At 67.1% G+C, this 23790-nt stretch carries 18 protein-coding genes; 8 read left to right on the top strand and 10 right to left on the bottom strand.

All coding sequences use genetic code 11. The features are described 5' to 3' along the window. Window positions 1-164: 164 nt before the first annotated feature. Complete coding sequence (locus ACODS4_RS01245) at window positions 165-2654, top strand: ATP-binding protein (protein WP_488859922.1); 2490 nt, start codon at window positions 165-167, stop codon at window positions 2652-2654. Between the two features lie 160 nt (window positions 2655-2814). After that, complete coding sequence (locus tag ACODS4_RS01240; protein WP_488859920.1) at window positions 2815-4383, top strand: helicase HerA domain-containing protein; 1569 nt, start codon at window positions 2815-2817, stop codon at window positions 4381-4383. Between the two features lie 19 nt (window positions 4384-4402). On the opposite strand, the gene ACODS4_RS01235 is transcribed toward ACODS4_RS01240, so the two are convergent. After that, window positions 4403-6943, bottom strand: coding sequence for an EAL domain-containing protein (locus ACODS4_RS01235; protein ID WP_488859918.1), 2541 nt, complete (start codon window positions 6941-6943; stop codon window positions 4403-4405). A 141-nt stretch (window positions 6944-7084) separates the two neighbouring features. Then, window positions 7085-7603, bottom strand: a complete 519-nt coding sequence (locus ACODS4_RS01230; protein WP_488859916.1) for a substrate-binding domain-containing protein — start codon at window positions 7601-7603, stop codon at window positions 7085-7087. A 132-nt stretch (window positions 7604-7735) separates the two neighbouring features. Between ACODS4_RS01230 and ACODS4_RS01225 the strand changes: the two genes are divergently transcribed. Further along, window positions 7736-8665: a LysR substrate-binding domain-containing protein gene (locus ACODS4_RS01225; protein ID WP_488859914.1), complete on the top strand. Its 930-nt coding sequence runs from the start codon at window positions 7736-7738 to the stop codon at window positions 8663-8665. Here the strand turns inward: ACODS4_RS01225 and ACODS4_RS01220 are convergent. Further along, window positions 8662-9678, bottom strand: a complete 1017-nt coding sequence (locus ACODS4_RS01220) for a zinc-binding alcohol dehydrogenase family protein (protein ID WP_488859912.1) — start codon at window positions 9676-9678, stop codon at window positions 8662-8664. The genes ACODS4_RS01225 and ACODS4_RS01220 overlap by 4 nt on opposite strands. A 201-nt stretch (window positions 9679-9879) precedes the next feature. Here ACODS4_RS01220 and ACODS4_RS01215 point away from each other — a divergent pair, with 201 nt between their 5' ends. Beyond that, on the top strand, window positions 9880-10137 hold the full coding sequence (locus ACODS4_RS01215; RefSeq protein ID WP_488859910.1) for a hypothetical protein: 258 nt from the start codon (window positions 9880-9882) through the stop codon (window positions 10135-10137). 260 nt (window positions 10138-10397) lie between these two features. Here the strand turns inward: ACODS4_RS01215 and ACODS4_RS01210 are convergent, their stop codons facing one another. The 7 genes from ACODS4_RS01210 to ACODS4_RS01180 form a co-directional block, all read right to left on the bottom strand. Next, complete coding sequence (locus ACODS4_RS01210) at window positions 10398-11549, bottom strand: porin (RefSeq protein WP_488859909.1); 1152 nt, start codon at window positions 11547-11549, stop codon at window positions 10398-10400. A gap of 136 nt (window positions 11550-11685) precedes the next feature. Continuing rightward, window positions 11686-13176, bottom strand: coding sequence for a glucose-6-phosphate dehydrogenase (gene zwf, locus ACODS4_RS01205; RefSeq protein WP_488859907.1), 1491 nt, complete (start codon window positions 13174-13176; stop codon window positions 11686-11688). A 160-nt stretch (window positions 13177-13336) separates the two neighbouring features. Then, a complete protein-coding gene (locus tag ACODS4_RS01200; protein ID WP_488859905.1) occupies window positions 13337-15028 on the bottom strand; it encodes a methyl-accepting chemotaxis protein in 1692 nt (563 codons plus the stop codon). Window positions 15029-15124: 96 nt separating this feature from the next. Further along, a complete protein-coding gene (gene nagA, locus ACODS4_RS01195; RefSeq protein WP_488859903.1) occupies window positions 15125-16297 on the bottom strand; it encodes an N-acetylglucosamine-6-phosphate deacetylase in 1173 nt (390 codons plus the stop codon). Then, window positions 16297-17343, bottom strand: a complete 1047-nt coding sequence (locus tag ACODS4_RS01190; RefSeq protein ID WP_488859901.1) for an SIS domain-containing protein — start codon at window positions 17341-17343, stop codon at window positions 16297-16299. Before ACODS4_RS01190 ends, nagA begins: the two co-directional genes overlap by 1 nt. Continuing rightward, entirely contained in the window at window positions 17340-18173 is an 834-nt protein-coding gene (locus tag ACODS4_RS01185; RefSeq protein WP_488859899.1) for a GntR family transcriptional regulator, read from the bottom strand. Before ACODS4_RS01185 ends, ACODS4_RS01190 begins: the two co-directional genes overlap by 4 nt. Window positions 18174-18260: 87 nt before the next feature. Further along, window positions 18261-19145: an N-acetylmuramic acid 6-phosphate etherase gene (locus tag ACODS4_RS01180; RefSeq protein WP_488859897.1), complete on the bottom strand. Its 885-nt coding sequence runs from the start codon at window positions 19143-19145 to the stop codon at window positions 18261-18263. Between the two features lie 364 nt (window positions 19146-19509). Between ACODS4_RS01180 and ACODS4_RS01175 the strand changes: the two genes are divergently transcribed. The 4 genes from ACODS4_RS01175 (at window position 19510) to ACODS4_RS01160 (ending at window position 23766) form a co-directional block, all read left to right on the top strand. Continuing rightward, window positions 19510-20772, top strand: coding sequence for an ABC transporter substrate-binding protein (locus tag ACODS4_RS01175; protein WP_488859895.1), 1263 nt, complete (start codon window positions 19510-19512; stop codon window positions 20770-20772). A 73-nt stretch (window positions 20773-20845) separates the two neighbouring features. Then, window positions 20846-21775: a carbohydrate ABC transporter permease gene (locus tag ACODS4_RS01170; RefSeq protein WP_488859893.1), complete on the top strand. Its 930-nt coding sequence runs from the start codon at window positions 20846-20848 to the stop codon at window positions 21773-21775. Between the two features lie 11 nt (window positions 21776-21786). Continuing rightward, the gene (locus tag ACODS4_RS01165) at window positions 21787-22632 is read left to right on the top strand and encodes a carbohydrate ABC transporter permease (RefSeq protein WP_119828792.1); all 846 of its coding nucleotides are present in this window, start codon (window positions 21787-21789) and stop codon (window positions 22630-22632) included. 33 nt (window positions 22633-22665) lie between these two features. Then, complete coding sequence (locus ACODS4_RS01160; RefSeq protein WP_488859891.1) at window positions 22666-23766, top strand: ABC transporter ATP-binding protein; 1101 nt, start codon at window positions 22666-22668, stop codon at window positions 23764-23766. Window positions 23767-23790 lie beyond the last annotated feature (24 nt).

Genomic DNA, 23790 nt, shown 5'->3' with positions numbered 1-23790 from the left:
CATAAAATTCCATTGGGCGTGGGGGCGTTTTCTTGAAAATTCTGCCGCAATCTCTCGGAACGCGCTTGTTCTTGTTGTACGCGGCTGTTCTTTTGATGGCTCTGGGCGTTGGGTTGTTTTTGTTTTACCGCTATCATCTTTATCAGCGTTTGGATGATGTCCAGATGACGGCGGGCGTTTTGATCGAGGTGATGGCGCGCACCATTCAGGAAAGCGTCATCATCGGCGATTACGACACGGTGAAGCGCATGCTGGAAACGGTGGTCACGCAGACTCCTTTTGATCGGGCCTCCTTCATCGATCTGTCGGGGGCCACCATCAGCATCGGCGGGGACAGCCAGGCAAAGGGGTATGTTCCAGGTTGGTTGACCGCGCTTCTTGCCGAGCGGTTGTACGATGTGAATCGGGTCATCGCCGCAGGCGGCCAGGATTACGGCGTTCTGCGGCTCTCCTTCGACGTCGCGGCGGCGGCGGAAGAGCTGTGGGCCTTGACCAGGGCGGCGCTGGAACTGGCCTTGGCCAGTCTGGTGATCGGGCTGACGGTGGTGCGCGTGCTGCTGATGCGCTGGCTGACCAACCTCAGCGACCTGAAATCCTTGGAAGAGCGGATCCGGGTTGGCGAGTTGGACGCTCAGGCCCAGTTGACGCAAGACGCGCCGTTGGAAATCCGTCAAGCCATCGAAATGGTCAACCGCACGGCGGCCAGCCTGCGCAACCAGTTCGGTCAGCGCATCGACGCCCTGATGGACGCGCTGGTCCAGCACAAGAACGCTCTGGATCAGACCGCCATCGTCAGCGAAATCGACGCGCAGGGGCGAATCAATGTGGTCAATGATCTCTATTGCGACACCGTCGGCATCGAGCGTGAGCGAGCGGTGGGGCATGCGCTGCCCAATGGGGACACGCTGTTCGTTCCATCGGATGAAATCTGGCGCGGGGCCATTCGCACCGCGCGCGGCGATGGCAGCCCGCTGTGGTTGAGCCGGACGGTGGTGCCGATCTACGACAGCGCCCGGACCATTGAAAAATGGATCTGCATCGACGTGGACATCAGCGCCCAGAAGCTGGCGGAGGAGGAGCTGCGGACCACTTACCGCGAATCCCAGGAACTGGCGCGGCGGCATTTGAAAGCCATTCTGGACGCGGTGGGCGAGGGGGTGGTGATCGCCGATCAGACCGGAATCATTCTGGACGTCAACCGGGCCACCATGGAGATCTTCGCGGCGGACCGCGACGCGCTGGTCGGCGCCCGTTTGGACGATCTGGTGGTCAGCCGCGCCGCTGGCGCGGATCAACGTCCTCTTCTGACGACCTCGGAGCCCGGCGCGCATGGCCGCAGCCAGGAAGAGATTGGCCGACGTGGCGACGGCGACGAATTCCCCATCGAACTGGCGCTGGGCGACTTGGGCGTGGTTGGCGTTCCACAGGTGATCGGCATCATCCGCGACATCAGCGAGCGCAAGAAGTTTGAGGAGAATCTTCAGAACGCCAAGGAGATGGCCGAGGCGGGCAGCCGGGCCAAATCGGAATTCCTGACCACGATCAGCCACGAGATCCGCACGCCGATGAACGGGGTGCTGGGGATGCTGACGCTGCTGGAGTATGAGGAGCTGGCGTTGGACCAGCGCGACAAGGTGGCGGTCGCGCGTCAGTCGGCGGAGGCGCTGTTGCGCATTCTCGACGACGTGCTGGACTTCTCAAAACTGGAAGCCGGACGCCTTGAGGTCGCGGAGGAAAATTGCGACCCGGAAGCCATTTGCGAATCCGTCACCCAACTTCTGCGGGGCAAAGCGAAGGAAAAGGGGCTGGCCCTGAGCTGCCGGATGTTGCCGTCGGTTCCATCCAGCATCGTCACCGATCCGGCGCGGCTGCGGCAGATCCTGTTCAATCTGGTCGGCAACGCCATCAAATTCACGACCAGCGGCCATGTCGCCCTACGGGCGCGGCGTTTGGCCGATGCGCCGGACGGGCGTTTTCTGATGGAGTTCGAGGTCGAGGACACCGGCATCGGCATCGCGCCGGAGGCGGGGCGAACCCTGTTCCAACGCTTCACCCAGGCCGACAACACCATCACCCGCCGTTTTGGGGGAACCGGGCTGGGGTTGGCGATCTGCAAGGATCTGTGCGAGCTGCTGGGCGGAACCATCCGGGTGGAAAGCGCGCCCGGACAGGGCAGCGTCTTCACCTTCACCATCGCGTGTCGTCCTGGTGAAACGGTCGGGAGGCTGCTGACGCCGTCGCCGTCGCTGGCGGCGGATTCGGGGGCGCCGCCGCTGCGTGTTCTGGTGGTCGACGACAACGCGGTGAACCGCGACGTCGCCGCCGCCATGCTGACGCGCGAAGGGCACACGGTCGCCTTCGCCACCAACGGGATCGAGGCGATCGAGGCGGTGATGAAGCGCCCCTTCGATCTGGTGCTGATGGACGTGCAGATGCCGGAAATGGACGGGCTGACGGCGACGCGCCACATCCGCGCATTGCCGCCGCCGCAGGGCGCGCTGCCGGTGGTCGCCTTCACCGCCCACGCCTCCACCGCCACCTGGAAGACCTGCGCCGAGGCGGGGATGGACGCGCTCGCCACCAAGCCGATCCGGCCCAAGCTGTTGTTCGCGGCCATGGCGGCGGCGCTGCAAAAGGCGCGGGATCGCTCGTGAGGCTGGCCGTGAGGCCGCTTGCGTCGCCGCCCTCGCGCCGCTGAACCCAAGCGAAGCTCTGCCCCGCCATCGACAGGCTCGCCGCCGACCCATCGGGTGCGCTATAGAACGGCGCTTCGAGGATAAGGTCCAGGTTCGGGACGGTCAGGGAGCGTTGGGCATGAAGGTCGGCATCGACATGGGGCGGACGAACACGGGAACCGCCGCGACGCTCGATCTGGAGGAGTTGCTGGCCACCCGTCTGCTGGTCCAGGGCAATTCCGGTTCCGGCAAATCGCATCTGCTGCGCCGCCTGATCGAACAGAGCGCCCCGTGGGTCCAGCAGGCGATCATCGACCCGGAAGGCGATTTCGTCACGCTGGCCGAGCGCTTCGGCCATGTCGTGGTCGAGGCCGACGAACACACCGAATCGGCGCTTCAGGCGGTGGCCGCGCGGGTGCGTCAGCACCGCGTCTCGGTCGTCCTCAATCTGGAGGGGCTGGATTCCGAGATGCAGATGCGGGCCGCCGCCGCCTTCCTTGGCGGGCTGTTCGACGCCGACCGCGATTTCTGGTACCCGATGCTGGTGGTGGTGGACGAGGCGCAGCTCTTCGCCCCGTCCGCCGCTGGCGAGGTGTCGGACGAGGCGCGCAAGGTGTCGCTGGGCGCGATGACCAACCTGATGTGCCGGGGCCGCAAGCGCGGGCTGGCCGGGGTGATCGCCACCCAGCGCTTGGCCAAGCTGGCCAAGAACGTCGCGGCGGAAGCGTCGAACTTTCTGATGGGCCGCACCTTTCTCGACATCGACATGGCGCGCGCGTCCGACCTTTTGGGGATGGAGCGGCGGCAGGCCGAGATGTTCCGCGATTTGGAGCGCGGCCATTTCATCGCCCTTGGCCCCGCTTTGTCGCGCCGCCCGCTGCCGCTGCGCATCGGCGCGGTGGAAACCCAGGGGCGCACCGGCAGCCCGACCCTGATGCCGCCGCCGACCACCCCGACCGAAGACGCCCGCGATCTGATTTTCACGGCGACGGAGGCCGAACCGCCGCGCTTCCCGGTTCGCCGCCCCTCGACCTCGGCCAGCGCCGATCTGATGGCGCAACTGGCCCGTGGCCGCGCCGCCGCGCCGCCGCCGACCTTGGCGGACGAGGCGGAGGACCTGTTGCCGTTGCCCATCCCCGAACCGGAGGAAACGGCGGAGCAGATCGCTGAGCGCGAGGCGCTCTATGAGGAGATCCTGCGCGCCGTCCTGGCCGACCCGGAGGCCGCCTACCGTTCCATCGCCGTGCTCTATCAGGATTTTCTCGTCCGCTGCCGGGGGCAGGGGGTGGAGGGCGACCGGCTGGCGTTGCCCGCCTTCCGCCGCAAGCTGAGCGCCGCGCGGGCGGGGGCTGGAACCGGCGACGATCCGGCGTGGGAGCGGGCGACCGGCGTCGCCGCGACGCTGGCGGAGGACATCCAGCCGGTGTTTCTGCTGCTGGCCCGCGCCGCGCTGGATCATGCGCCCTGCCCGTCGGACGCCGACGTGGCGCGGGCCTGCGGCAGTCGGTCCAAGGGGCGTGGGCGGCGCTTGCTGACCTACATGGAACAGCGTGGCTTCATCGCCGCGCGCAGCGGCTTGGGCAACACCCGGGCGATCACCCTGCCCGCGCTGGGCTGGGAAACCGCGTTGGGCGATCCCAACGCCGATGCCAACGCCGATGGTTGGGCCGACGCCCCCGTCGAAGGCGATCTGTTCGCGGCGGGCTGACGAAGGTCTTCACCAAGGCTCAGGCTGTTCCGACCGCCGCCGCGCGGCGCACCCAGGATTCCGCGTCGTCGGCTGGCAAGGGGCGGGCGAAGAGGTAGCCTTGGGCGTAGTCGCAACCCAGCCCGGTCAGGATGGCCTGTTCCGCCGCCGTCTCCACCCCCTCGCCAACCACGTCGAGGCCCAGGTCATGGGCGAGGTTGACGATGCCGCGCACCAGCCGCGCCCGGCCCGAGTCCGGGGCGAGATCGCGGACGAAGCTCTTGTCGATCTTCAACACGTCGAAGGGGAAGCGGCCAAGGTAGGAGAGCGAGGAATAGCCGGTGCCGAAATCATCCATGCACAGGGGGATCCCCAGATCATGGAAGCGCCCCAGGATGGCGAGCGCGCGGTCGGGGTCGCTCATCGTCATGCTTTCCGTCACCTCGATCTTCAGCCCTTCGACGCCCGTTTCGGCCAACCAAGTCAGCATGTCCTCGACATAGGCGGCGTCCCACATCTGGCGGGCCGACAGGTTGACGTTGACGGTGATCGGCAGGCCGGATTGGGCGCGCCAGCGCTTCAGGCTGCTGACGGCCTCTTCCAGGACAAAGCGGCCAAGCGGCAGGATCTGGCCGGTTTCCTCGGCGATGGGGATGAAACGGTCGGGGCCGATCAGGCCCAGTTCCGGGTGGCGCCAGCGCACCAACGCCTCAAAGCCGGTCAACCGTCCGTCCGCCATCGTCACGATGGGCTGGTAGAGCAAAAAGACCTCCCGCGCCTCAATGGCGCGGGTCAGGTCGGTTTGCAGGCGGTGGCGGATCAGGATGGCGTCGCGCAGGGCGGTGGTGAAGACCTCCGTCCGTGACCGGCCATGCTCCTTGGCGCGGTACAGCGCGATGTCGGCGTCGCGCAGCAGGCTGACCGGATCGGCGGCCAGACCGTCGTCGATGGCGACGCCGATGCTGGCCGAGGTGCGCAGCTCCATGTCGCCGATGCGGAAGGGGGTGGTCAGCGCCTGTTCCAACCGCTCGGCGTCGGCCAGGGCGGCCTCTTCGCCGGTGGTGACGACGACGAACTCGTCGCCGCCCAGCCGGACGGCGAACTCATTCGGGCCAAGATGATCGGCGATGCGCTGGCCCACCGCGATCAACAGCCGGTCGCCGATGGCGTGCCCCAACGAATCATTGATGACCTTGAATCCGTCCAGATCCAGGAACAGCAGGGCGACGCCGCGCCGCGCCTCGCCTCCGCTCCCCATCGCCGCGCGCAGCCAGTCGATCAGATAGGCGCGGTTGGGCAGGCCGGTCAGATAATCATGGGTCGCCTGATGGATCAGCGCCTGCTCCGCCGCCTTGCGGCGGGTGATGTCGGTGGCCGAACCGACGATGCGGACGGCGCGCCCGGCGCCGTCGCGCTCCACCACGCCGCGCACCAGCATCCAACCTTCGGCGCCGGAGGCCAGGCGGGTGCGGAACTCCATGTCGAAGATGGTGTGTTCGGCGTCCACAATGGCCTTGCGCCAAAGATTGCGGACCCGCGCCGCGTCGTCGGGGTGGACGAATTCCATGAAGCGGTCGAAGGAGCCGCCCAGCGCGCCGTCGGCCAACCCCAGCATCTGGTGCAGGCGGGCGGAGGCGTAGACGCCGCCGCTGACCAGATCCCAATCCCACAGCCCATCGTTGGTGGCGGCGGCGGCCATGGCGTAACGCTGTTCGCTGTCAATCAGCCGTTGCGTCTTTTCCTCGATGGCCGAAAACAGGGAGGCGAGCGCCGAACGGCTGTCCTCCAGCGTACGGCCAAGCTGGCCCAGCTCGTCCCGCCGGGTCCAGACAAAGGGTTGATCCAATTGCCGCCGGGCGAGCTGTCGCGATTCTTCGACCAGCCGGGCCAGCGGCGTCAGAACGCGGCGGTGGGTCAGGCCGACCAGCAGGATGGCCAGCAGGGCGAGCAGCGCCGCCGCCACGCTGCCGCCGATGGCCAGAATGGTTTGTTGGCGAGCGATGACGGCGCGGTTGGTGGCGCCCAGCGCGGCGCGATCCCGGCTGATCTGTCCGTCCAGAACGCGCAACGCCTCCACCGTCGGACTGAAATCGACGGCGGTGTCGCGCAACAGGATGTGGGTGAGCTGGTGGGCGGCTTGCGCGGCTTCGACGTCGGGCAGGCGGGCGGCGACGGCGTCCAACGTTTCGGCGATGACGGAGATCGCGCGCTCTTCCTCCGCCGTGGTGGCGGCGGTGTAGCGGTAGGTTTCCAGATTGGCGCGCGCCAGGGACACCGCCCGTTCAACCTCGGCCCGCGCGCCGCGCGGCCCCATCACCTGAAACTCGTGGAACAGATCGACCACCCCGCCCGCGCCAAGGTAGGAGCGCAGTTCCGACAGCGCGTCGGATTTGGTGGCCGCCCCCAGATCATAGGCGTTCCAACTGTCCTCAACGTCGCGGATGCCGTTCAGCAGCAGACCGCCGATGAGGGCCATCACCGCCAGAACGATCACCAGCCCGCCAACCATCAGGTTGGCCAGCGCGCGCAACGTCATTGTCCGACGCCGGGCGCGCTTCGGGTGGACCTGCGTCATCGCCATGCTTGTCATCGCGCCGAATCTTTCCGTGCCGCGCCATGCCGTGGCGCCCAGGGGGGGGGCGTCGCCGGTCAAACCGCAGACCAGCGTTCCACCCTCACACGTTCCTGCCCCAGGCTGTCGCGCGCGTCAACGCTCCTGTCATCAACTCCCGGTGAGGGCGTCGCTGACCGGCTGGCCCGGCAGGCTCCAACTGTCGACGAAGGGGCGGACGCCCGGCACGGCCACCATGTTGGCGTCCTTCACATACAGGATTTGCTTCGGCCCCAGATTGTAGGCGGTGAGCGTCACGCCCTTGGTCTGGCAGGCTTTGCGTTCCGCCGGGCTGATGGGACGGTCGGCGGCGACGATGTCGGGATGGTCCAGCCCGACCCCGGCGCAGAAGGCGCGGAAACCGGCGGTGGTTCCCTTGGCGGTCAGGTGGGGCTTGGCGTCGGGGCCGCCGTCGAACTTGGCCGCCGCGTTTTGAACCGCGCCGCGCAAGGCCGGGCTGCCGACCAGCCAGACGCCGCGCGCCTCGGGCGGCGGCCGCGTGGTGGTGGGGGCGATGGGGGTGGTGGTGGTCTTCGGGCGCGGCGGGCTGTTGTCAAAGGCGGGGAATTGGCAGGCGGACGCCAGCAGCGCCGTCGCCAGCAGGGAGGCCGACATCCATCGGTTGGTCATGGTCGCGACGTCCAGCGGAAGAGGATCAGGAATCACCACGGTAGCACGCGCGGTGTTTTTGGGAAGGACTCGCCATTCATGCGATTGCGCGATAGGATGCGTGTCATCAATTTGTTTCAGGAATGTTTGGGCATGGCGATTCCCGATCTGGACATCGACGCCCTGCGCGCCTTCGTGACGGTGGCCGAGGCGGGGGGCTTCACGGCGGCGGCGGATCGGCTGGGCCGCACCCAATCGGCGATCAGCGTCAAGATCAAGAAGCTGGAGGACACGCTGGGCCGCCGGGTGTTCGCGCGGACGAGCCGGTCGCTGGCGCTCACCCACGACGGCGAGTTGCTGCTGGGCTACGCCCGCCGCCTGCTGGCGTTGAACGACGAAACCGTGCGCCGGTTCCACGAACCGGCGGCGGAGGGGGAGTTGCGGCTGGGCGTGGCCGACTATTTCCTGTCCGATCACCTGCCGCGCGTGTTGACGCAATTCGCCAAGATTTACCCGCGCCTGCGCATCGACGTGCGGGTGGGCATGTGCGACGATCTGGTGACGGGGCTGGAGTCGGGCGATCTGGATCTGGTGATTTCCCGCCGCGACGCCGGGGAAACGCGCGGGCGGGTGATCTGGCGCGAACCGATGCGCTGGGTCGCCGCCCCGACGTTGGAGATCGACCCCGCCGCGCCGCTGCCGCTCTGCGTCTTGCCCGCGCCCTGCGTGTTCCGCAATCGCGGCGTGTCGGCGCTGGGCGAGATCGGGCGGTCCTGGCGGATCGTCTACACCAGCGGCAGCGTCCTGGGGGTCCAGGCCGCCGTGCGGGCCGGGTTGGGGGTGGCGGCGCTCAGCGAATCCTCGGTCCCCGACGACGCGCGGCGGTTGGGCGTCGAGGATGGGTTGCCCGAGTTGGGCGAGGTCGACATGGCCATTTTCGGGGAAACCCCGCGCAACCGCCGTCTGGCCGAACCGCTGGTCGGCTTCATCCTGGACAGCCTGGCGGCGATGCGTCGGACCAACCGCCCGGCGCCGTCGCCCGCTCCCCTGTCGTCGGTTCCTCGGTCGCTGGACGCGGCCTAAAAGCCCGCCAGCACGATCTTGCCGCGCGCCTTGCCGGTTTCGATCAGGGCGTGGGCGCGCCGCAGGGTTTCGGCGTCGATCCGGCCCAGCGTTTCGGTCAGCGTCGTGCGCAAGGTCCCGTCATCGACCAGCCGCGACACCTCCGTCAGCAGCGCGTGTTGGGCGGCCATGTCGGCGGTCTGGAACAGGGAGCGGGCGAACATCATCTCCCAATGCAGGGACACGGATTTCCGCTTCAGCAGGCGGACGTCGATCAGGCCGGGATCGTCGATCAGGCCGATGCGGCCCTGCGGGGCGACGATCTCGGCCAGCGCGGTGAAATGCTGGTCCGTGCCGGTGGTGACGAACACGCAATCCACCCCGTTCAAGCCCAGCGCGCGGATTTGGTCGGGGATCGAGCCGGAATGGTCGATCACGTCATGCGCGCCCATCTCCCGCGCCCAAGCCGCCGTTTCCGGGCGGGAGGCGGTGGCGATGACGCGGATTCCGGTCAACCGCCGGGCCAATTGCACGGCGATGGAGCCGACGCCGCCCGCCCCGCCGACGATCAACAGCGACCGCCCGCTTTCCGCCGTCTCGCCACGGCTCAGCCCCAGCCGGTCGAACAGCATTTCCCAGGCGGTGATCGCGGTCAGCGGCAGGGCGGCGGCCTCGGCGTCGCTCAAGCTCTTGGGCTTGAGGCCGACGATGCGCTCGTCCACCACATGAAACTCGCTGTTGGCGCCAGGACGGTCGATGGCCCCGGCGTAGAACACGGCGTCGCCGGGTTGGAACAGGGTGACGTCCGGCCCGACCGCTTCGACGATTCCGGCGGCGTCGAAGCCCAACACCCGCAAGGCGCCGTCGGCGGGCGCGGCGTTGGCGCGCAGCTTGACGTCCACCGGGTTGACGGAGATGGCGGCGACCCGCACCAGCAGGTCGCGCCCGGCAGGAGCCGGGGTGTCGAGCGTGACGTCGATCAAGGAGTCGGGGTTGCCGATGGGCAGGGACGCGCGGTAGCCGATGGCCTTCATGATGGGATCGCCCTTTTTGACATGAGGTGGTGACGCCGCGCAGCTTGCCCTGGAAGCTATGATTTCAAAAATTCATAGTTTTTCTTTTATCAATACGAATTTGCGATGAATGAAGGGTGAGTCGTGAATCTGTTTCCGGTGGGAATAATCGCGCGCCCAGCGTGTTTGCAGAAACACACACCGCTTTTCAGGTCCACCGCCATGCGCGCCATTCCTGTCCGCACCGTCCTTCGCTTCGCCGCCCTGTCCGCTCTGCTGTTCACGCTGGCGGGCTGCGTCCACCATCATGGCGGCTATTATTCGGAATATCCGGCCTACCGCCCGCCGGTTGTGGTGGCCCCGCCCTATTACCGGGCGCCGCCCGTCGTGGTCTATGAGCGCCCGCGCTATGGATATGGCCGCTCGTGGGAGCGTCACCACCGGCCCGGTTGGGGGCGGTCGGATGATCGGTCCCGTTGACGAACGTCGCGGACATGGATGAGCGCCGCAAAAAAGAAGCCGGACGCGATCGGCGCCCGGCTTTCAAGTGAACCTCTCCCCAGGAGATTGCGAGAGGTTGGAGGACAACACCAGGAAGAGACGTTCATGAGCCGTCACGCTCATGGATGCGATCCAGGCCGACGCCCTTGGCCGACAAAGCCTGCGGGCGTCAACCTGAACCGCCGCAACAACCGGCCCACGTCTCGAAACAGGCCGGTCGATCCGCAAACGGCTTTTGTTCAGAAGGCCAGATTGGTGGTCAGCAGAACCACGTCGCCCTTGTCCTTGTTGGCGGCGACGTCAGAGTTCAGCTTGAAATGGTTGTATTCGCCGCCGACCGAGAGACCCGGCGCGATCACGTATTTGGCGCCGACGATGTATTGCTGGAAGGAGTTCTTGCCCGCGACGGCGAGGCTGCCGGCGTCCTTGGCGTTCAAATAACCGACGCCGAGCGTGGTCGCGCCAAAGGTGTATTGGGCGCCGACGGTCAAGACCGTCTGGTTTTCCCGGCTGATCGCCGTCGGGGTGCTGGAGCGCGTGGCGTAACCGCTCTGTCCCGACCAAGCGTAGCTGCCCGCGACCTTCAGACCGGCGTAACCGACGGACAGACCGGCCATCGTTGACGACAGGTTTTCATAGCGCCCGCCGCCTGTCGAGGCGTCCTTCGCCTTGCCGGCGGTGTAGTAGAGGCTGGCGCCCAGGCTCACATCGCTGAAAACGCCCGCGTAATTTCCGCCAACCTCGACGACGTCGGTGAACGCGCCGGCCAACATGCCGCTGGCGGTTGGCGCCGCCGTCTTGCTGCGGTCGATGCTGGTCAGGTTGCTGTCGGTGGTCGGCTGATAGCTGAGGCCCAGTTGGAATCCGGAGAATTTCGGGGTCAGATAATTGATCCGGGTGGCCGTGTTGCCGGAGTTCATGGCGCGCAGGCTGCCCGCCCCAGCCGGGGCGTTGTCAAAGCTGGAGCCGATGTAGGCCAAAAACGACCCGTCCACGCCGCCGGTTCCCCAATCGGACGGGGCGATGATGGCGTATTCGTCCGACAGGCCGTTGACCTGCCCCATCTGGACCGTGCCGAAACCGCCATTCACAAAGATGAAGGCCCGGTCAGCGTCGGTGGCGCGGTTGTTGTTGACCGCGCGCAGACGCAGGCGGGCGCCATATTCCAGGCCATTGTCGGCCTTGGCGATGGGGGTGACGGTCAGACGCAGACGGTTGCGGAATTCGGTGGAGCGCAGGTTGGCGTCGCGATCTTGGCTGGTGTGGCCAGCCTCGAAATAGGCGTCGCCGCCGATCGTGATGTCGAACTTTGACTTCGATTGAGCGGCAGCCGGAGCGGCGGCGGTGAAGGCGACGGCGGCGACGCCGCTCAAAAGAACCAGACGTGACATACAGTGTTCCTCCATGGATGAAGCGCAGTGTGTTTCCTGCCACAGCCGCGACGGGCTGTTTCGTGACCGCGTCTTTGGTCGGTGGACCGGCGCGATGTTCTTTTGATTGGGTGGTGTTTGCGTGGGGCGGGGCGCGTCACCCGCCCGGTCGGTCGTGGTCGTCGATCCAGGTCCGCCCGTCGCGTTCGATCAAGGCGATGGCGGCGGACGGTCCCCAGGTTCCGGCGGTGTAGGGGTGCGGGCGGCGCGGGTCGCGCGCCCAGGCGTTCAGGATCGGCTCGGCCCAGGACCAGGCCGCTTCCACTTCGTCGCGGCGCATGAACAGGGTCGGGTTGCCGCGCGCGACGTCCATCAACAGCCGCTCGTACGCGTCGGGGAAGCGGCTCTTGAAGGTCTCGGCGAAGCTGAGATTCAGCGCCGCCTCGCGCAGCCGCATGCCGCCCGGTCCTGGCTCCTTGGTCATCAGATGCAGACGGATGTGCTCGTCGGGTTGCAGCCGCACGACCAGCCGGTTCGGCGCGACCGCGCCGCCGCCGCCGGGGAAGATGCTGTGGGGGATCGGCTTGAAGGCGATGACGATTTCCGAAAGCTTGGCCCCCAACCGCTTGCCGCTGCGCAGGTAGAAGGGCACGCCCGCCCACCGCCAATCGCGGATCTCGGTCTTCAGGGCGACGAAGGTTTCGGTGGCGCTGTCGGCGGCGACCAGCGGTTCGGACAGATAGCCCGGCGCCGGCTGACCATCGATGGCCCCCGCCCGGTATTGGCCGCGCACGGTCAGAGTCTCGACGTCGGCGTTTTCGATGGGGGCGAGCGCGCGCAGGATCTTCAGCTTCTCGTCGCGCACGGCGTCGCGGTCCAGCGTGGCGGGCGGGGCCATGGCGACCAGGCAGAGAAGCTGCAACAGATGGTTCTGCACCATGTCGCGCAACGCGCCGGAGCCGTCGTAATAGCCGCCGCGATTCTCCACCCCGACGGTTTCGGCCACCGTGATTTGCACATGGTCGATCCAGGCGCTGGACCACAGCGGCTCGAACAGGGAATTGGCGAAGCGCAGGGCCAGCAGATTCTGGACCGTCTCCTTGCCCAGATAATGGTCGATGCGGAAAATCTGGGATTCGGCGAAGACCCGCCCAACCTCGTCGTTGATGCGGCGGGCCGAGGCCAGATCATGGCCCAGCGGCTTTTCCAGCACGACGCGCGAACGCGGGGTGACGGCGCCCAGATCATGTAGGCGCTGGCTGATCGGGCCGAACAGATCGGGCGCGGTCGCCAGATAGAACACCCGCACATGGTCGGGGCGCTGGTCCAGCGTCGCGCCCAGCGCGCCCCAGCCCTCGCCGCTGCGGGCGTCCACCTGCGCATAGGACAGGCGGCGGGCGAAGGCGGTCCAGGCGTCGTCGGTCAGGCGGTCGCCGACATGCCGGCTCAACGCCTCCCACACCTGGGCGCGGTAGGCGTCGTCGCTCATCGCGCCACGCGCGGCGGCGATGACGCGCCCCTCGGGCGGCAACTGGCCGTCCAGTTCGCGGTGAAACAGCGCGGGCAGCAGCTTGCGCATGGCCAGATCGCCGGTTCCGCCGAACACGACATAATCGAAGGCCGAGATGTGGGAGGACGGTGAGGACATGAGCGGGGTCCAGCGGCGCCGGTCGGACCGGCGTCGTCAAAAGGGTGAAGGCAAGGAGGGGGCGTTTCCCGCGCCAGCGACGGGCGGCTGGCGACGGGCGGATTGAGTCAGCAGGAGGGAGCGCCGGGGTCGCGGGTCAGGTCCGCTGGGATGCGGTCGTTCAGGCGGCCTTCAGGTCGCGCAGGAAGGCGACGACTTCGGCCTTCATGCGGTTGGTTTCGTTCGACAGGGCTTGCGAGGAGGACAGGACCCGCCCCGCCGCCGCGCCGTTTTCGGCGGACGCCGCGCTGACGCTGGCGATGCTGACCGCCGCCTCCTGCGTGCCGAGCGCCGTGGTTTGAATGGCGCGCGCGATGTCCGACGTGGCGGCGGATTGCTGTTCGACCGCCGCCGCGATGGCGCCGGCGACATGGTCGATCTCGTCGATGCGCTGGACGACGCGGGCGATGACGGCCACCGATCCTTCGGTCGCGCCTTGCAAGGCGGCGATCTGCTGGATGATGTCGTCGGTCGCCTTGGCGGTCTGCTGGGCCAGGGTCTTCACCTCGGTGGCGACGACGGCGAAGCCCTTGCCGGCGTTTCCGGCGCGCGCCGCCTCGATGGTGGCGTTCAAGGCCAGCCGGTTGATCTGCGAGGTGATGTTGGTGATGACGCCGACCACCTCGCCGATGCAGACCGACCGTTCGACCACGCTGGAAATCGCCGCGCTGGCCTGCGTCACCTCGTCGATGGCGACGCGGGTGCTGCGGGTCGATTGGCCGATCTGACGGCCGATTTCGCTGATTGAGGCGCTCAACTGCTCGGCGGACGCCGCCACGGTCTGGACGCAGCCCGACACTTGGGCGGTGGCCGAGGTGACGGTGGCGGCCTTTTCCGTGCCGACCGCCACGCTGTGGGCCAGCGCGTGGGCGACCTCGGCCATCTGGGCGGCGGCGTCGGCCATGCCGTGCAGCTTGTCGGACACCGCCGCGTCAAAGGATTGGGCGAGCTGTTCGATGGTCCGGGCGCGGGCCTCGCGGGCCAGCCGCTCGCCCTCCTGTTCGGCGGCCAGACGCCGGGCGGTCAGCGCCGCGTCTTGCAACACCGCCGAAGCGCGGGCGATGTCGCCCAGCTCGTCCTTGCGTCCCGCGCCGAACAGCGTGATGTCCAGCGTCCCGTCGGCCAGCCGCATCAGGTCGCCGACGATGGCCCGCACCGGGTTGGTCAAGCCCAGCTTGGCGACGATCAGGCCGAACAGCGTGCTCAACAGGATGCCGCCGACCGCCACCGCCGCCATCGCGATCGTCAAGGTTTGGCGCTGCTCCGCCGCCGCGTCGTTGATCCGGACGCCCTCGGTGTCGAGCGCGTCGGTGAAGCTCTTGATCTTGCGGTCCAGCTCGCTCACCAGCTCGGTTGATTTCTGGACGGTGGCGACCAGCGTCGCGCGATCCTCCTCCCGGCGGGAGTCCTTGGCCTTGCGGGCCAACTGCATGGTTTGCAGGGCTTGGCCCATATAGGCGCGGTGGGCGGCGGTGATCGCGGCCAGCGCGTCCTTGTGCTCCGCCGCGACCATGCCGTTCAGCAGGGCGACCCGCTGGGCGAATTGGCGGCTGGCGTCCTGCAAGGCTTGCGCGGCTTCGGTGGTTTCCGCCGGGTTCATGCCCATCCGGTGCTCCGCCCGGTTCATCGCGACCAGATTGGTGCTGAGCCGCGCGCCGGTCTTGATGACGTCGCCGGACAGCGCGATGCGCTCCGCCGCCGATCCGATCTCGGTCATCCCCACCACGCCGATTCCGCCGACGACGCCGCACAGCAGCGCCATCGCCGCGACGATGATGATGACTTTTCCTCTCATGCGAAGATTGGCCAGCATGGCGGAACCCTTCGGGTCATGACCGCCCGTCGCCGCCGGAGACCAGAGGTCCGGCGGAGGAACGGCGCGTCGGTTGTGGGGGGAGGGTGGGAGCTTTTAGAGGGCGTCGGTCGCGTCGGCGGCCCGCCACGCGCCCTCGACCCAGGTTCCCAGAACCTGAATCTCGGGGGTCAGCAGAACCAGATCGGCCTGATGGCCCGGCGCGATGCGGCCCAGACGGTCGCCCAGGCCAAGGAACTCCGCCGGATGGCGCGACGCCATCGCCAGCGCGCTTTCCAACGGCAGGCCGAGCAGGTCACGGCAGGCGCGCACCGCCCCGACCATGTCGATGTCCGCCCCGGCCAGCGTGCCGTCTTCGGTTTCCAGCCGCCCGTTGCGGCGCAGGATGCGGCGGCCCTGAAGGGTGAATTCGCTCACGTCCGTGCCGGTCGCCATCATCGCGTCCGTCACCAGCATCATCCGGTTCAACGGCTTGGCGGCCAGCGCGAGGCGCAAGGTGGCGGGATGGACGTGAATCCCATCGACGATCACGCCGCACCAACTGTCGGGGTCGAGCAGCGCCGCCGCGATCAGCCCCGGCGCCCGCGCCGTCAGCGGCGGCATGGCGTTGAACAGATGGGTGAAGCCGCGCACGCCATGGGCCAGCGCGTCGGTGGTCTGCCGCCAGTCCGCCGCCGAATGGCCCGCCGACAGCAGAATCCCGCTGGCGGCCAGACGCTCCAGAACCGCGCCGTCCAGCGTTTCCGGGGCCAGCGTCAGCAGCACGCGGCCAACCGCCGGATTCGCCGCCAAATCGGTCAGGAAATCCAAATCCTCAGGGGTCGGCGGGCGGATGAAGCGCGGGTCATGCACGCCGGGCCGCTGCGGGCTGATGAACGGCCCTTCGAAATGGACGCCCAGAACGCCGCTGCCGGGGGTTTTCCGGGCGGCGACCACCGCGTCGGCGGCCTGGCGCAGAAGTTCGGGCGCGTCGGTGATGATCGTCGGCAACAGGCCGGTCGTTCCGTAGCGGCGGTGGGCGGCGGCGATGGTCCGCACGCCGGTCGGCGTCGGCGCGTCGTTGAACAGAACGCCGCCGCCGCCGTTCACCTGCACGTCGATGAAGCCCGGCGCCAGCAGGCTGCCCGGCGGCAGAATCGTCAGGGCGGCGCCGGCAGCGTCCAATCCCGGCCCGACGGCGGCGATTCGGCCCTGGTCGATCAGCAGGTCGCAGCCCTCGACGATGGCGTCGTCGAGCAGCAGCCGCGCGCCCCGCAGCAGGTCGGCCATCAGATCGTCTCCGTGACTTTGCGCAGGTTGGCGGGGGCGTCGGGATCCAGGCCGCGTTCGCGGGCGACGCGCCCGATGGCCATGTAGAAGCTTTGCAGGGCGGCCAGCGGCGCCGTCGCCGGGCCGACGTCGGGAACGGTCGGCAACGTGACGCCGCCCGCGACGTCCGGCAGGGTGGTGAGAACCGGCCCGCCCAGCCCGACGATGCGTTCGACGATGTGCCGCGTCGTGTCCGCCGAGGCGTCGGGCTGGGACAGGGCCAGGACCGGGAAGCCCGGGCCGACCAGAGCGAGGGGACCATGCAGCACCTCGGCGGCGCTGACCGCCTCGGCGTGCAGGCGGGAGGTTTCCTTGCACTTCAGCGCCATCTCGTTGGCGACGCCGAAGCCGGCGCCGCGCCCGACGATGTACAGATCGTTGACGCCGGTCAGGGTTTGCAAGGGCGTGTGCCAATCCAACGTGGCGGCCTGGCGCAGCGTGTCGGGCAGGGCGGCGACCTCGGTCAGCAGCGCCGGGTTCTGGCTCCACTGCGCGGCGAGAAGCAGGAAGGACGCCATGGCGGCGAGGCAGGATTTGGTCGCGGCGACGCTCAACTCCGGCCCCGCCGACAACGGCACGCACAGATCGCACAGGCCCGGCAGCGGCGAGTCCATGTCGTTGACGAAGCCCAGGACGATGGCCCCCGCCGCCCGCGCCGAGCGGGTCAGACTGAGCAGATCCGGGCTGCGCCCCGACTGGGACGCCACGATGAACAGCGCGCCTTTGACGCGAAGCTGACGGTCGTAGATCGAGGCGATGGACGGGCCGACCGAGGCCACCGGAACGTCCAGATGGGTTTCGATCAAATATTTGCCGTAGAGGCTGGCGTGGTCGGAGCTGCCGCGCGCGCAGGTGACGACGACGGGGGGCGGCGAGGCCCGCAGGCGCTCGCCCAATTCGGCCAAGGCGGGGGTCGCGTGGGCGATCAGACGGGCGATGGCGTCGGCGGCCTCGGCGGCCTCGAAGGCCATGCGCGGGTCGGATCCGGAAAGGGTGAAGGACGTCATGAACCGGCCTCGCTGTCGTGTCGGCTGGGTATGGAAGGGGCGGAGAGTTGCAGCTCCACGACGAAGTCGTAGGCGTCTCCCCGGTAGGAGGATCGCACCAGCTCCACCATGCCGCCGGTGGGCAGGAAGGTGCGGCGTTCGATGTGCAGCGCCGGGCTGCCGGGCTGGGTGTCCAGCAGCCGGGCCTGGTCTTCGGTCAAAGAGGTGGCGCTCAAGCGCTGGAGCGCCCGGTGCGGGATGTGGCCGCGCGCCCGCAACACGTCGTAGAGCGACCCGCTGACCGCGCCGGGGTCGGGCAGAAAGCGGCTGGGCACCACGGAATTTTCAATCGCCATGGGAACGCCGTTGGCCAAGCGGATGCGGCGCAACCGGCTGACCCGCTCGCCCAGCGACAGGCCAAGGATCAAGGCCTCGTCCGACGACGCCGTTCCGGTGGTGCGGTCGAGCCAGACCGACCCGGCGGTCAGGCCGCGCGACTGCATGTCCTCGGTGAAGCTGGTCAGAACCGACAGCGGCTGTTCGACGCGCGGCGGGGCGCTGACGAAGGTTCCGGCCCCCTGGCGCTGTTGCAGCAGCCCTTCGTCGGTCAGTGATTGCAACGCCTTGCGCACGGTGACGCGCGACACGCTGAAGCGTTCGGCCAACTCGCGTTCGGCGGGCAGGGCGTCCTGATCGTTGATCGCGCCGCCCATGATGAGCTGGCGCAGATGCTGGGCCAACTGCATGTAGAGCGGCAGCGCCCGTGCCGACGAGACGGCCTGATTGTCGAACAGCGGCTCGACGGCGGCGGGGGCGGCGACAGTTGCGGCGTTCCGGGCGGGGCTACGCATGGCGGCGACTCCATAAGACCAAACAGGCGACGGGCGCCAAACCGACGAAACGGGCGCTCAGAGAACGGAGGCTCAAAGAACGGACTTTCATCGGCGGTGCGCCTCGGCCAGGGCCGGGCCGAGAACGCCGCCCGACCGCGCAAGCGCCGCCTTGGCCTGTTCCAGACTCATGCCGCTGACCAGCAGGACGGCGTGCTTGGCGTCCCCGGCTTCCGCCAGGGCGGCTTCCGCCTGCGTGTCCTTGCAATCGGTTATTTGTTGAATGATGGCAATGGCCCGCTGACGTTCCTTGTCGTTTTCCGGGCGCAGATTGACCATCATGTTGCCGTGGACGGCCCCGCAACGGACCATCAGCGCCGTCGAAAACAGGTTCAACACCACCTTTTGCGCGGTTCCGGCCCCCAGCCGGGTGGAACCGGCGATCACCTCCTCGCCGGTGTCGGTGACGAGCGGATGCTCCACCGACTGGATCAGCGGGCTGTGGGCGACGCTGGACAGGCCGATGGTCAGCGCGCCGCGCGCCCGGCCTTCCTGCACCGCGCTGGTGGTGAAAACGCTGGCCCCGCTGGCCGACACGCCGATCACCACGTCCTTGTCGTCGCAGCCGTAATCGAGCATCCGCAGGCGTCCGGCGTCGTAATCGTCCTCATGCCCGCCCGGCATGCCGCGCGAGAAATCCAGGCCGCTCGCCAACAGAATGACGGTGCGGGCCGCAGGGAAGCCGAAGGTCGCCCGCAGCTCAATCCCGTCCACCGCCGCCATCGCGCCCGCCGATCCGGCCCCGACATAGAACAGCCGCCCGCCGCGCTTCAGCCGCGCCGCCGCCGCCTCCACCGCCGCGACCAGCGTCGGCAGAACCGGCAGGCAGGCCGCCACCGCGTGGGATTGGCTGGCCCACAGCGCCTGGACGACCTCCTGCGGTTTCCACTGATCGAGCGTGGAATAACGTGGGGAGATCGCCTCGGTGCGCATATGGGTAGCCCCTGCTGGATCATTGGTATCTGATTGGTCTTATGTTTAGGACCAATTTTTTGGACTGTCAACAGGCTTGATTGTTGGTGATTTCGCTTGTTTCAAAGGCGGCGCAATTTTCCTTATAAGTCTGAATTTTATGATTTTTATAGGAGATTCAAGCGTAAATCGGAGGATGAAAGCGGCCCAAAAGGGCGTCTCCCATCGCAAAAATTATTGATGGGCAAAAAAATGGTTTCCTTTTGGTATTGTTTTGGTATCGTCCTAGTGCAGCCGACGTGGCCGGGACGGCGTGTCGGCGAACAGGCCGATGGGTCCTGAACAACCGGCTCAATCGAACATTTCAGACGGAAGGGTACGAACGATGAAGCGCGCTTTGACAATGTCGGCTGCGGTGGTGGCGGTGTGCGCAAGCTGGGCGCCGATGGCCCAGGCGGCGAGCACTCTGGTGATTGAAAGCTGGCGCGCCGACGATCTGGCCATCTGGCAGGACAAGATCATCCCCGCCTTTGAAAAGACCCACCCCGACATCAAGGTGACGTTCGCGCCGACCGCGCCGAAGGAATACAACGCCGCCCTGAACGCCAAGCTGGAATCCGGCACCGCCGGCGACATCGTCACCTGCCGCCCGTTCGACGCCTCGTTGGAGCAGTTCACCAAGGGCCGTCTGGCTCCGCTGAACGATCTGCCCGGCATGAACAACTTCAGCGCCGCCGCCAAGCTGGCCTGGAGCACCGACGACGGCAAGACCAATTTCTGCGTGCCGATGGCCTCCGTGCTGCATGGCTTCATCTACAACAAGGAAGCCTTCGACAAGCTGGGCCTGAAGGAGCCGAAGACCGAAGACGAGCTGTTCGCCGCGCTCGACAAGATCAAGAAGGACGGAACCTACGTTCCGATGGCCATGGGCACCGCCGACCAGTGGGAAGCGGCGACCACCGGCTATCAGAACATCGGCCCGAATTATTGGAAGGGTGAAGAGGGCCGCAACGCCGTCATCCAGGGAACGCAAAAGCTGTCGGAAGGCGGCTGGCTGGAAACCCTGCGCACGCTGGCCAAATGGGGTCCCTATCTGGGCGACGGCTACAAGGCGCAATCCTACGCCGACAGCCAGAACATCTTCACGCTGGGCCGCGCGGCGATCTATCCCGGCGGGTCGTGGGAAATCTCGGGCTTCAACGCCCAGGCCACCTTCAAGATGGGCGCCTTCCCGCCGCCGGTCCGCAAGGTCGGCGACACCTGCTACATCTCCGACCATCCCGACATCGCGATGGGCGTGAACACCAAGAGCAAGAATCAGGAGGCCGCCAAAAAATTCCTGACCTGGGTCACGACCCCGGACTTCGCCAAGATTTACGCCAACGCGCTGCCGGGCTTCTTCAGCCTGCAAACCGCGCCGGTGGCGGTCGAGGATCCGTTGGCGCAGACCTTCGTCGGCTGGCGCAACGGCTGCAAATCCACCATCCGCTCGACCTATCAGATTCTGTCGCGCGGCGCGAAGCCGAACCTGGAAGACGCCACCTGGGGCGCGTCGGCCAACGTCATCAACGGCAGTGAAACCCCGGAAAAGGCGGCGGAGCGTCTCCAGGCCGCTCTGGCCAACTGGTACAAGCCGCAGCAGAAGTAAGCCGTTCCCATCATTGACCGTCATCCGGGCCGCCTTCGCGCGGCCCGGACTCCTCCGATCGAAAGGGTCTGCCGTGGCGACGTCGGCACAGCGCAAACCAATCCGCTGGCACATTGGGGTGTTGCTGGCGCCCGCGATTCTCATCTACACGGTCATCATGCTGCTGCCGGTCTTCGACAGCCTGCGCCTCTCGCTCTACGGCAAGGGGCCGGACGGCGAGGCGGTGTTCGTCGGTCTGGCCAATTACACCACCCTGCTGACCGACAGCTATTGGCAGGGGCCGTTCTGGAACGCGTTGTGGAACAACACGCTGTTCTTCATCATCCACATGCTGGTCCAGAACCCCATCGGCGTTCTGCTGGCGGCGCTGCTGTCGCTGGGCAAGCTGCCGGGGCGCGAGTTCTACCGCACGGCGCTGTTTTTGCCGACCATGCTGTCCTTCGTCATCGTCGGCTTCGTCTGGAAATTGATCCTCAGCCCGGCCTGGGGCGTGTCGAAGACGCTGCTGGGGTCGGTCGGCCTGGGATCCTGGTTCGGGCCGTGGCTGGGCCAGCCCGACACCGCGCTCGTCACGCTGGCGCTGATTTCGGTCTGGCAATTCATCGGTCTGCCGATGATGCTGATCTACGCCGCGATGATCGCCATCCCCGACGAACTGCTGGAAGCGGCCTCCTGCGACGGGGTGACGGGGATCACCCAGTTCTTCAAAATCAAGCTGCCGCTGATCTGGCCGTCCATCGGCGTGGTGTCGATCCTGACCTTCGTCGGCAATTTCAACGCCTTTGATCTGATTTATGTGAGCCAAGGCGCGCTGGCCGGGCCGAATTTCTCCACCGACATTCTGGGAACGCTGCTGTACCGCACCTTCTTCGGCAACCAGTTGCAATCCGGCGACCCCTTCATGGGGGCGACCATCGCCGGGGCCATGTTTCTCATCATCCTGTGCGGCGTCTGCGTCTATCTCTATGGCGTGCAGCGTCGGCTTGCCTATTATCAAATGTAAGGACTCCGGCCATGACGCAGACGATTGCGCGCCGTTTCCAGATCTCCACCCTGGCCGCCCATCTGGTTCTCATCGGCTTCACCCTGCTGGCGCTGGCGCCGACGCTGCTGGTGGTGATGAACTCCTTCAAACCGCGCAAGGAGATCTTCGGCGCGCCGCTGGCCCTGCCCAGCTTCGAGACGATCACCCTGATCGGCTACGACACGGTTCTGAAGCGCGGCGACATCCTGCATTATTTTCAGAACAGCCTGATCGTCACGGTTTGCGCGCTGTTCTTCATCATCCTGTTCGGCGCGATGGCGGCCTTCGCCCTGTCGGAATACCGCTTTCCCGGCAACCGCCTGATCGGCCTGTTCCTGGTGATGGGCATCATGGTGCCGATCCGGCTCGGCACGGTCGGCATTCTCAAGATGATGGTCTCGCTGGGGCTGGCCAACACGCTGTTCGCGCTGATCCTGGTCTACACGGCCCAAGGCCTGCCGATGGCGGTCTTCGTGATGTCGGAGTTCATGCGGCAGGTGTCCGACGATCTGAAGAACGCGGCGCGCGTCGATGGCTTGTCGGAATACACCATCCTGTTCCGGCTGGTTCTGCCGGTGGTGCGCCCGGCCATCGCCACCATCGCGGTCTTCACCATGGTGCCGATCTGGAACGATCTGTGGTTCCCGCTGGTGCTGGCGCCGGGCGAAAGCACGCGGACGATGACCTTGGGCGCGCAATCCTTCATCGGTCAGTTCATCACGGATTGGAACGCCGTCCTGGCGGCCCTGACCCTGGCCATCGTGCCGATGCTGATCCTGTATCTGATGTTTTCCCGCCAGTTGATCCGGGGCATCACCGCTGGCGCGGTGAAGTGAACGAACGCTCGACGCGGGATTTGAGAGGAAACCATGGGCAAACTCGTTCTCGAAGGCATTTCCAAGCGCTTCGGCGCCGTCGAGGTTCTGAAGACCGTCGATCTCGACGTCGCCGACGGCGAATTCATCGTCATCGTCGGCCCGTCGGGCTGCGGCAAATCCACCCTGCTGCGCATCATCGCGGGCCTGAGCGACCAGTCCACCGGCACGGTGCGGATCGGCGGGCGCGACGTCAGCAACCTGCCGCCGTCCAAGCGCGGCATCGCCATGGTGTTCCAGAGCTACGCCCTGTACCCGCACCTGACCGTGGAAGGCAACCTGACGCTGGGGCTGAAGCAGGCCCGCACCGCCGCGTCGCTGATCGCTGAGCGGGTGGCCGAGGCCGTGCGCATCCTGGCGCTGGAACCCTTCCTGAAGCGCCGCCCCGGCGAATTGTCGGGCGGGCAGCGCCAGCGCGTCGCCATTGGCCGCGCCATCGTCCGCCATCCCGAGGTCTTTCTGTTCGACGAGCCGCTGTCCAACCTGGACGCCGCTCTGCGCAACCAGGTGCGGGCGGAAATCGCCGATCTGCACCGGCGGCTGGGCGCGACCATGGTCTACGTCACCCACGATCAGGTCGAAGCGATGACGCTGGCCGACCGCATCATCGTGATGAACGGCGGCATCGTGCAGCAGATCGGCACGCCGTCCGACCTCTACCGCCGCCCGGCCAACGCCTTCGTCGCCACCTTCATCGGCTCGCCCGGCATGAACATGGTTCCGGGGGCAGCGGCTGGCGGGGTGTTGACGCTGGCCGGGTCGGGGCGTCTGCCCTGCACAGCCGCCGCGAACGGGGCCGTCACCGCCGGGATCCGCCCGAACGGTTTCGAGGTGCTGCCCGCCGGGAACGACGGGTTGGCGGGAACGCTGATCGGGTCGGAGTATCTGGGGGCGGAGAGTTTCTTGCGCGTCCGTCTGACCGATGGCACGGTCGTCACCGTTCATGAACACCCCGACCATGGGTGGCTCATCGACCAGCCGGTGACGTTGCGGCTGCGTCCGGGCAATCTGCATCTGTTCGACGCGGAAAGCGGCTTGCGGATCGCCGAGGGGCCGGACGCCGCCCCCCAGCCCGTCGCCGCGCGGGTCGCCTGAGCGATCCTCCGGGCCTTCGCAAAG

This window comes from Azospirillum sp. FG154, assembly GCF_057809575.1.
This window is presented reverse-complemented; position numbering and strand designations above follow the sequence as displayed.

What these genes read in the sequence shown, in the direction of transcription:
- ACODS4_RS01190 (WP_488859901.1), bottom strand. Translation starts at nt 17,343, where the DNA reads ATGACGTCCTTCACCCTTTCCGGATCCGACCCGCGCATGGCCTTCGAG.
- zwf (WP_488859907.1), bottom strand. Translation starts at nt 13,176, where the DNA reads ATGTCCTCACCGTCCTCCCACATCTCGGCCTTCGATTATGTCGTGTTC.
- ACODS4_RS01160 (WP_488859891.1), top strand. Translation starts at nt 22,666, where the DNA reads ATGGGCAAACTCGTTCTCGAAGGCATTTCCAAGCGCTTCGGCGCCGTC.
- ACODS4_RS01230 (WP_488859916.1), bottom strand. Translation starts at nt 7,603, where the DNA reads ATGACCAACCGATGGATGTCGGCCTCCCTGCTGGCGACGGCGCTGCTG.
- ACODS4_RS01210 (WP_488859909.1), bottom strand. Translation starts at nt 11,549, where the DNA reads ATGTCACGTCTGGTTCTTTTGAGCGGCGTCGCCGCCGTCGCCTTCACC.
- ACODS4_RS01200 (WP_488859905.1), bottom strand. Translation starts at nt 15,028, where the DNA reads ATGCTGGCCAATCTTCGCATGAGAGGAAAAGTCATCATCATCGTCGCG.
- ACODS4_RS01220 (WP_488859912.1), bottom strand. Translation starts at nt 9,678, where the DNA reads ATGAAGGCCATCGGCTACCGCGCGTCCCTGCCCATCGGCAACCCCGAC.
- nagA (WP_488859903.1), bottom strand. Translation starts at nt 16,297, where the DNA reads ATGGCCGACCTGCTGCGGGGCGCGCGGCTGCTGCTCGACGACGCCATC.
- ACODS4_RS01235 (WP_488859918.1), bottom strand. Translation starts at nt 6,943, where the DNA reads ATGGCGATGACGCAGGTCCACCCGAAGCGCGCCCGGCGTCGGACAATG.
- ACODS4_RS01245 (WP_488859922.1), top strand. Translation starts at nt 165, where the DNA reads ATGACGGCGGGCGTTTTGATCGAGGTGATGGCGCGCACCATTCAGGAA.
- ACODS4_RS01185 (WP_488859899.1), bottom strand. Translation starts at nt 18,173, where the DNA reads ATGCGTAGCCCCGCCCGGAACGCCGCAACTGTCGCCGCCCCCGCCGCC.
- ACODS4_RS01225 (WP_488859914.1), top strand. Translation starts at nt 7,736, where the DNA reads ATGGCGATTCCCGATCTGGACATCGACGCCCTGCGCGCCTTCGTGACG.
- ACODS4_RS01215 (WP_488859910.1), top strand. Translation starts at nt 9,880, where the DNA reads ATGCGCGCCATTCCTGTCCGCACCGTCCTTCGCTTCGCCGCCCTGTCC.
- ACODS4_RS01175 (WP_488859895.1), top strand. Translation starts at nt 19,510, where the DNA reads ATGAAGCGCGCTTTGACAATGTCGGCTGCGGTGGTGGCGGTGTGCGCA.
- ACODS4_RS01165 (WP_119828792.1), top strand. Translation starts at nt 21,787, where the DNA reads ATGACGCAGACGATTGCGCGCCGTTTCCAGATCTCCACCCTGGCCGCC.
- ACODS4_RS01240 (WP_488859920.1), top strand. Translation starts at nt 2,815, where the DNA reads ATGAAGGTCGGCATCGACATGGGGCGGACGAACACGGGAACCGCCGCG.
- ACODS4_RS01180 (WP_488859897.1), bottom strand. Translation starts at nt 19,145, where the DNA reads ATGCGCACCGAGGCGATCTCCCCACGTTATTCCACGCTCGATCAGTGG.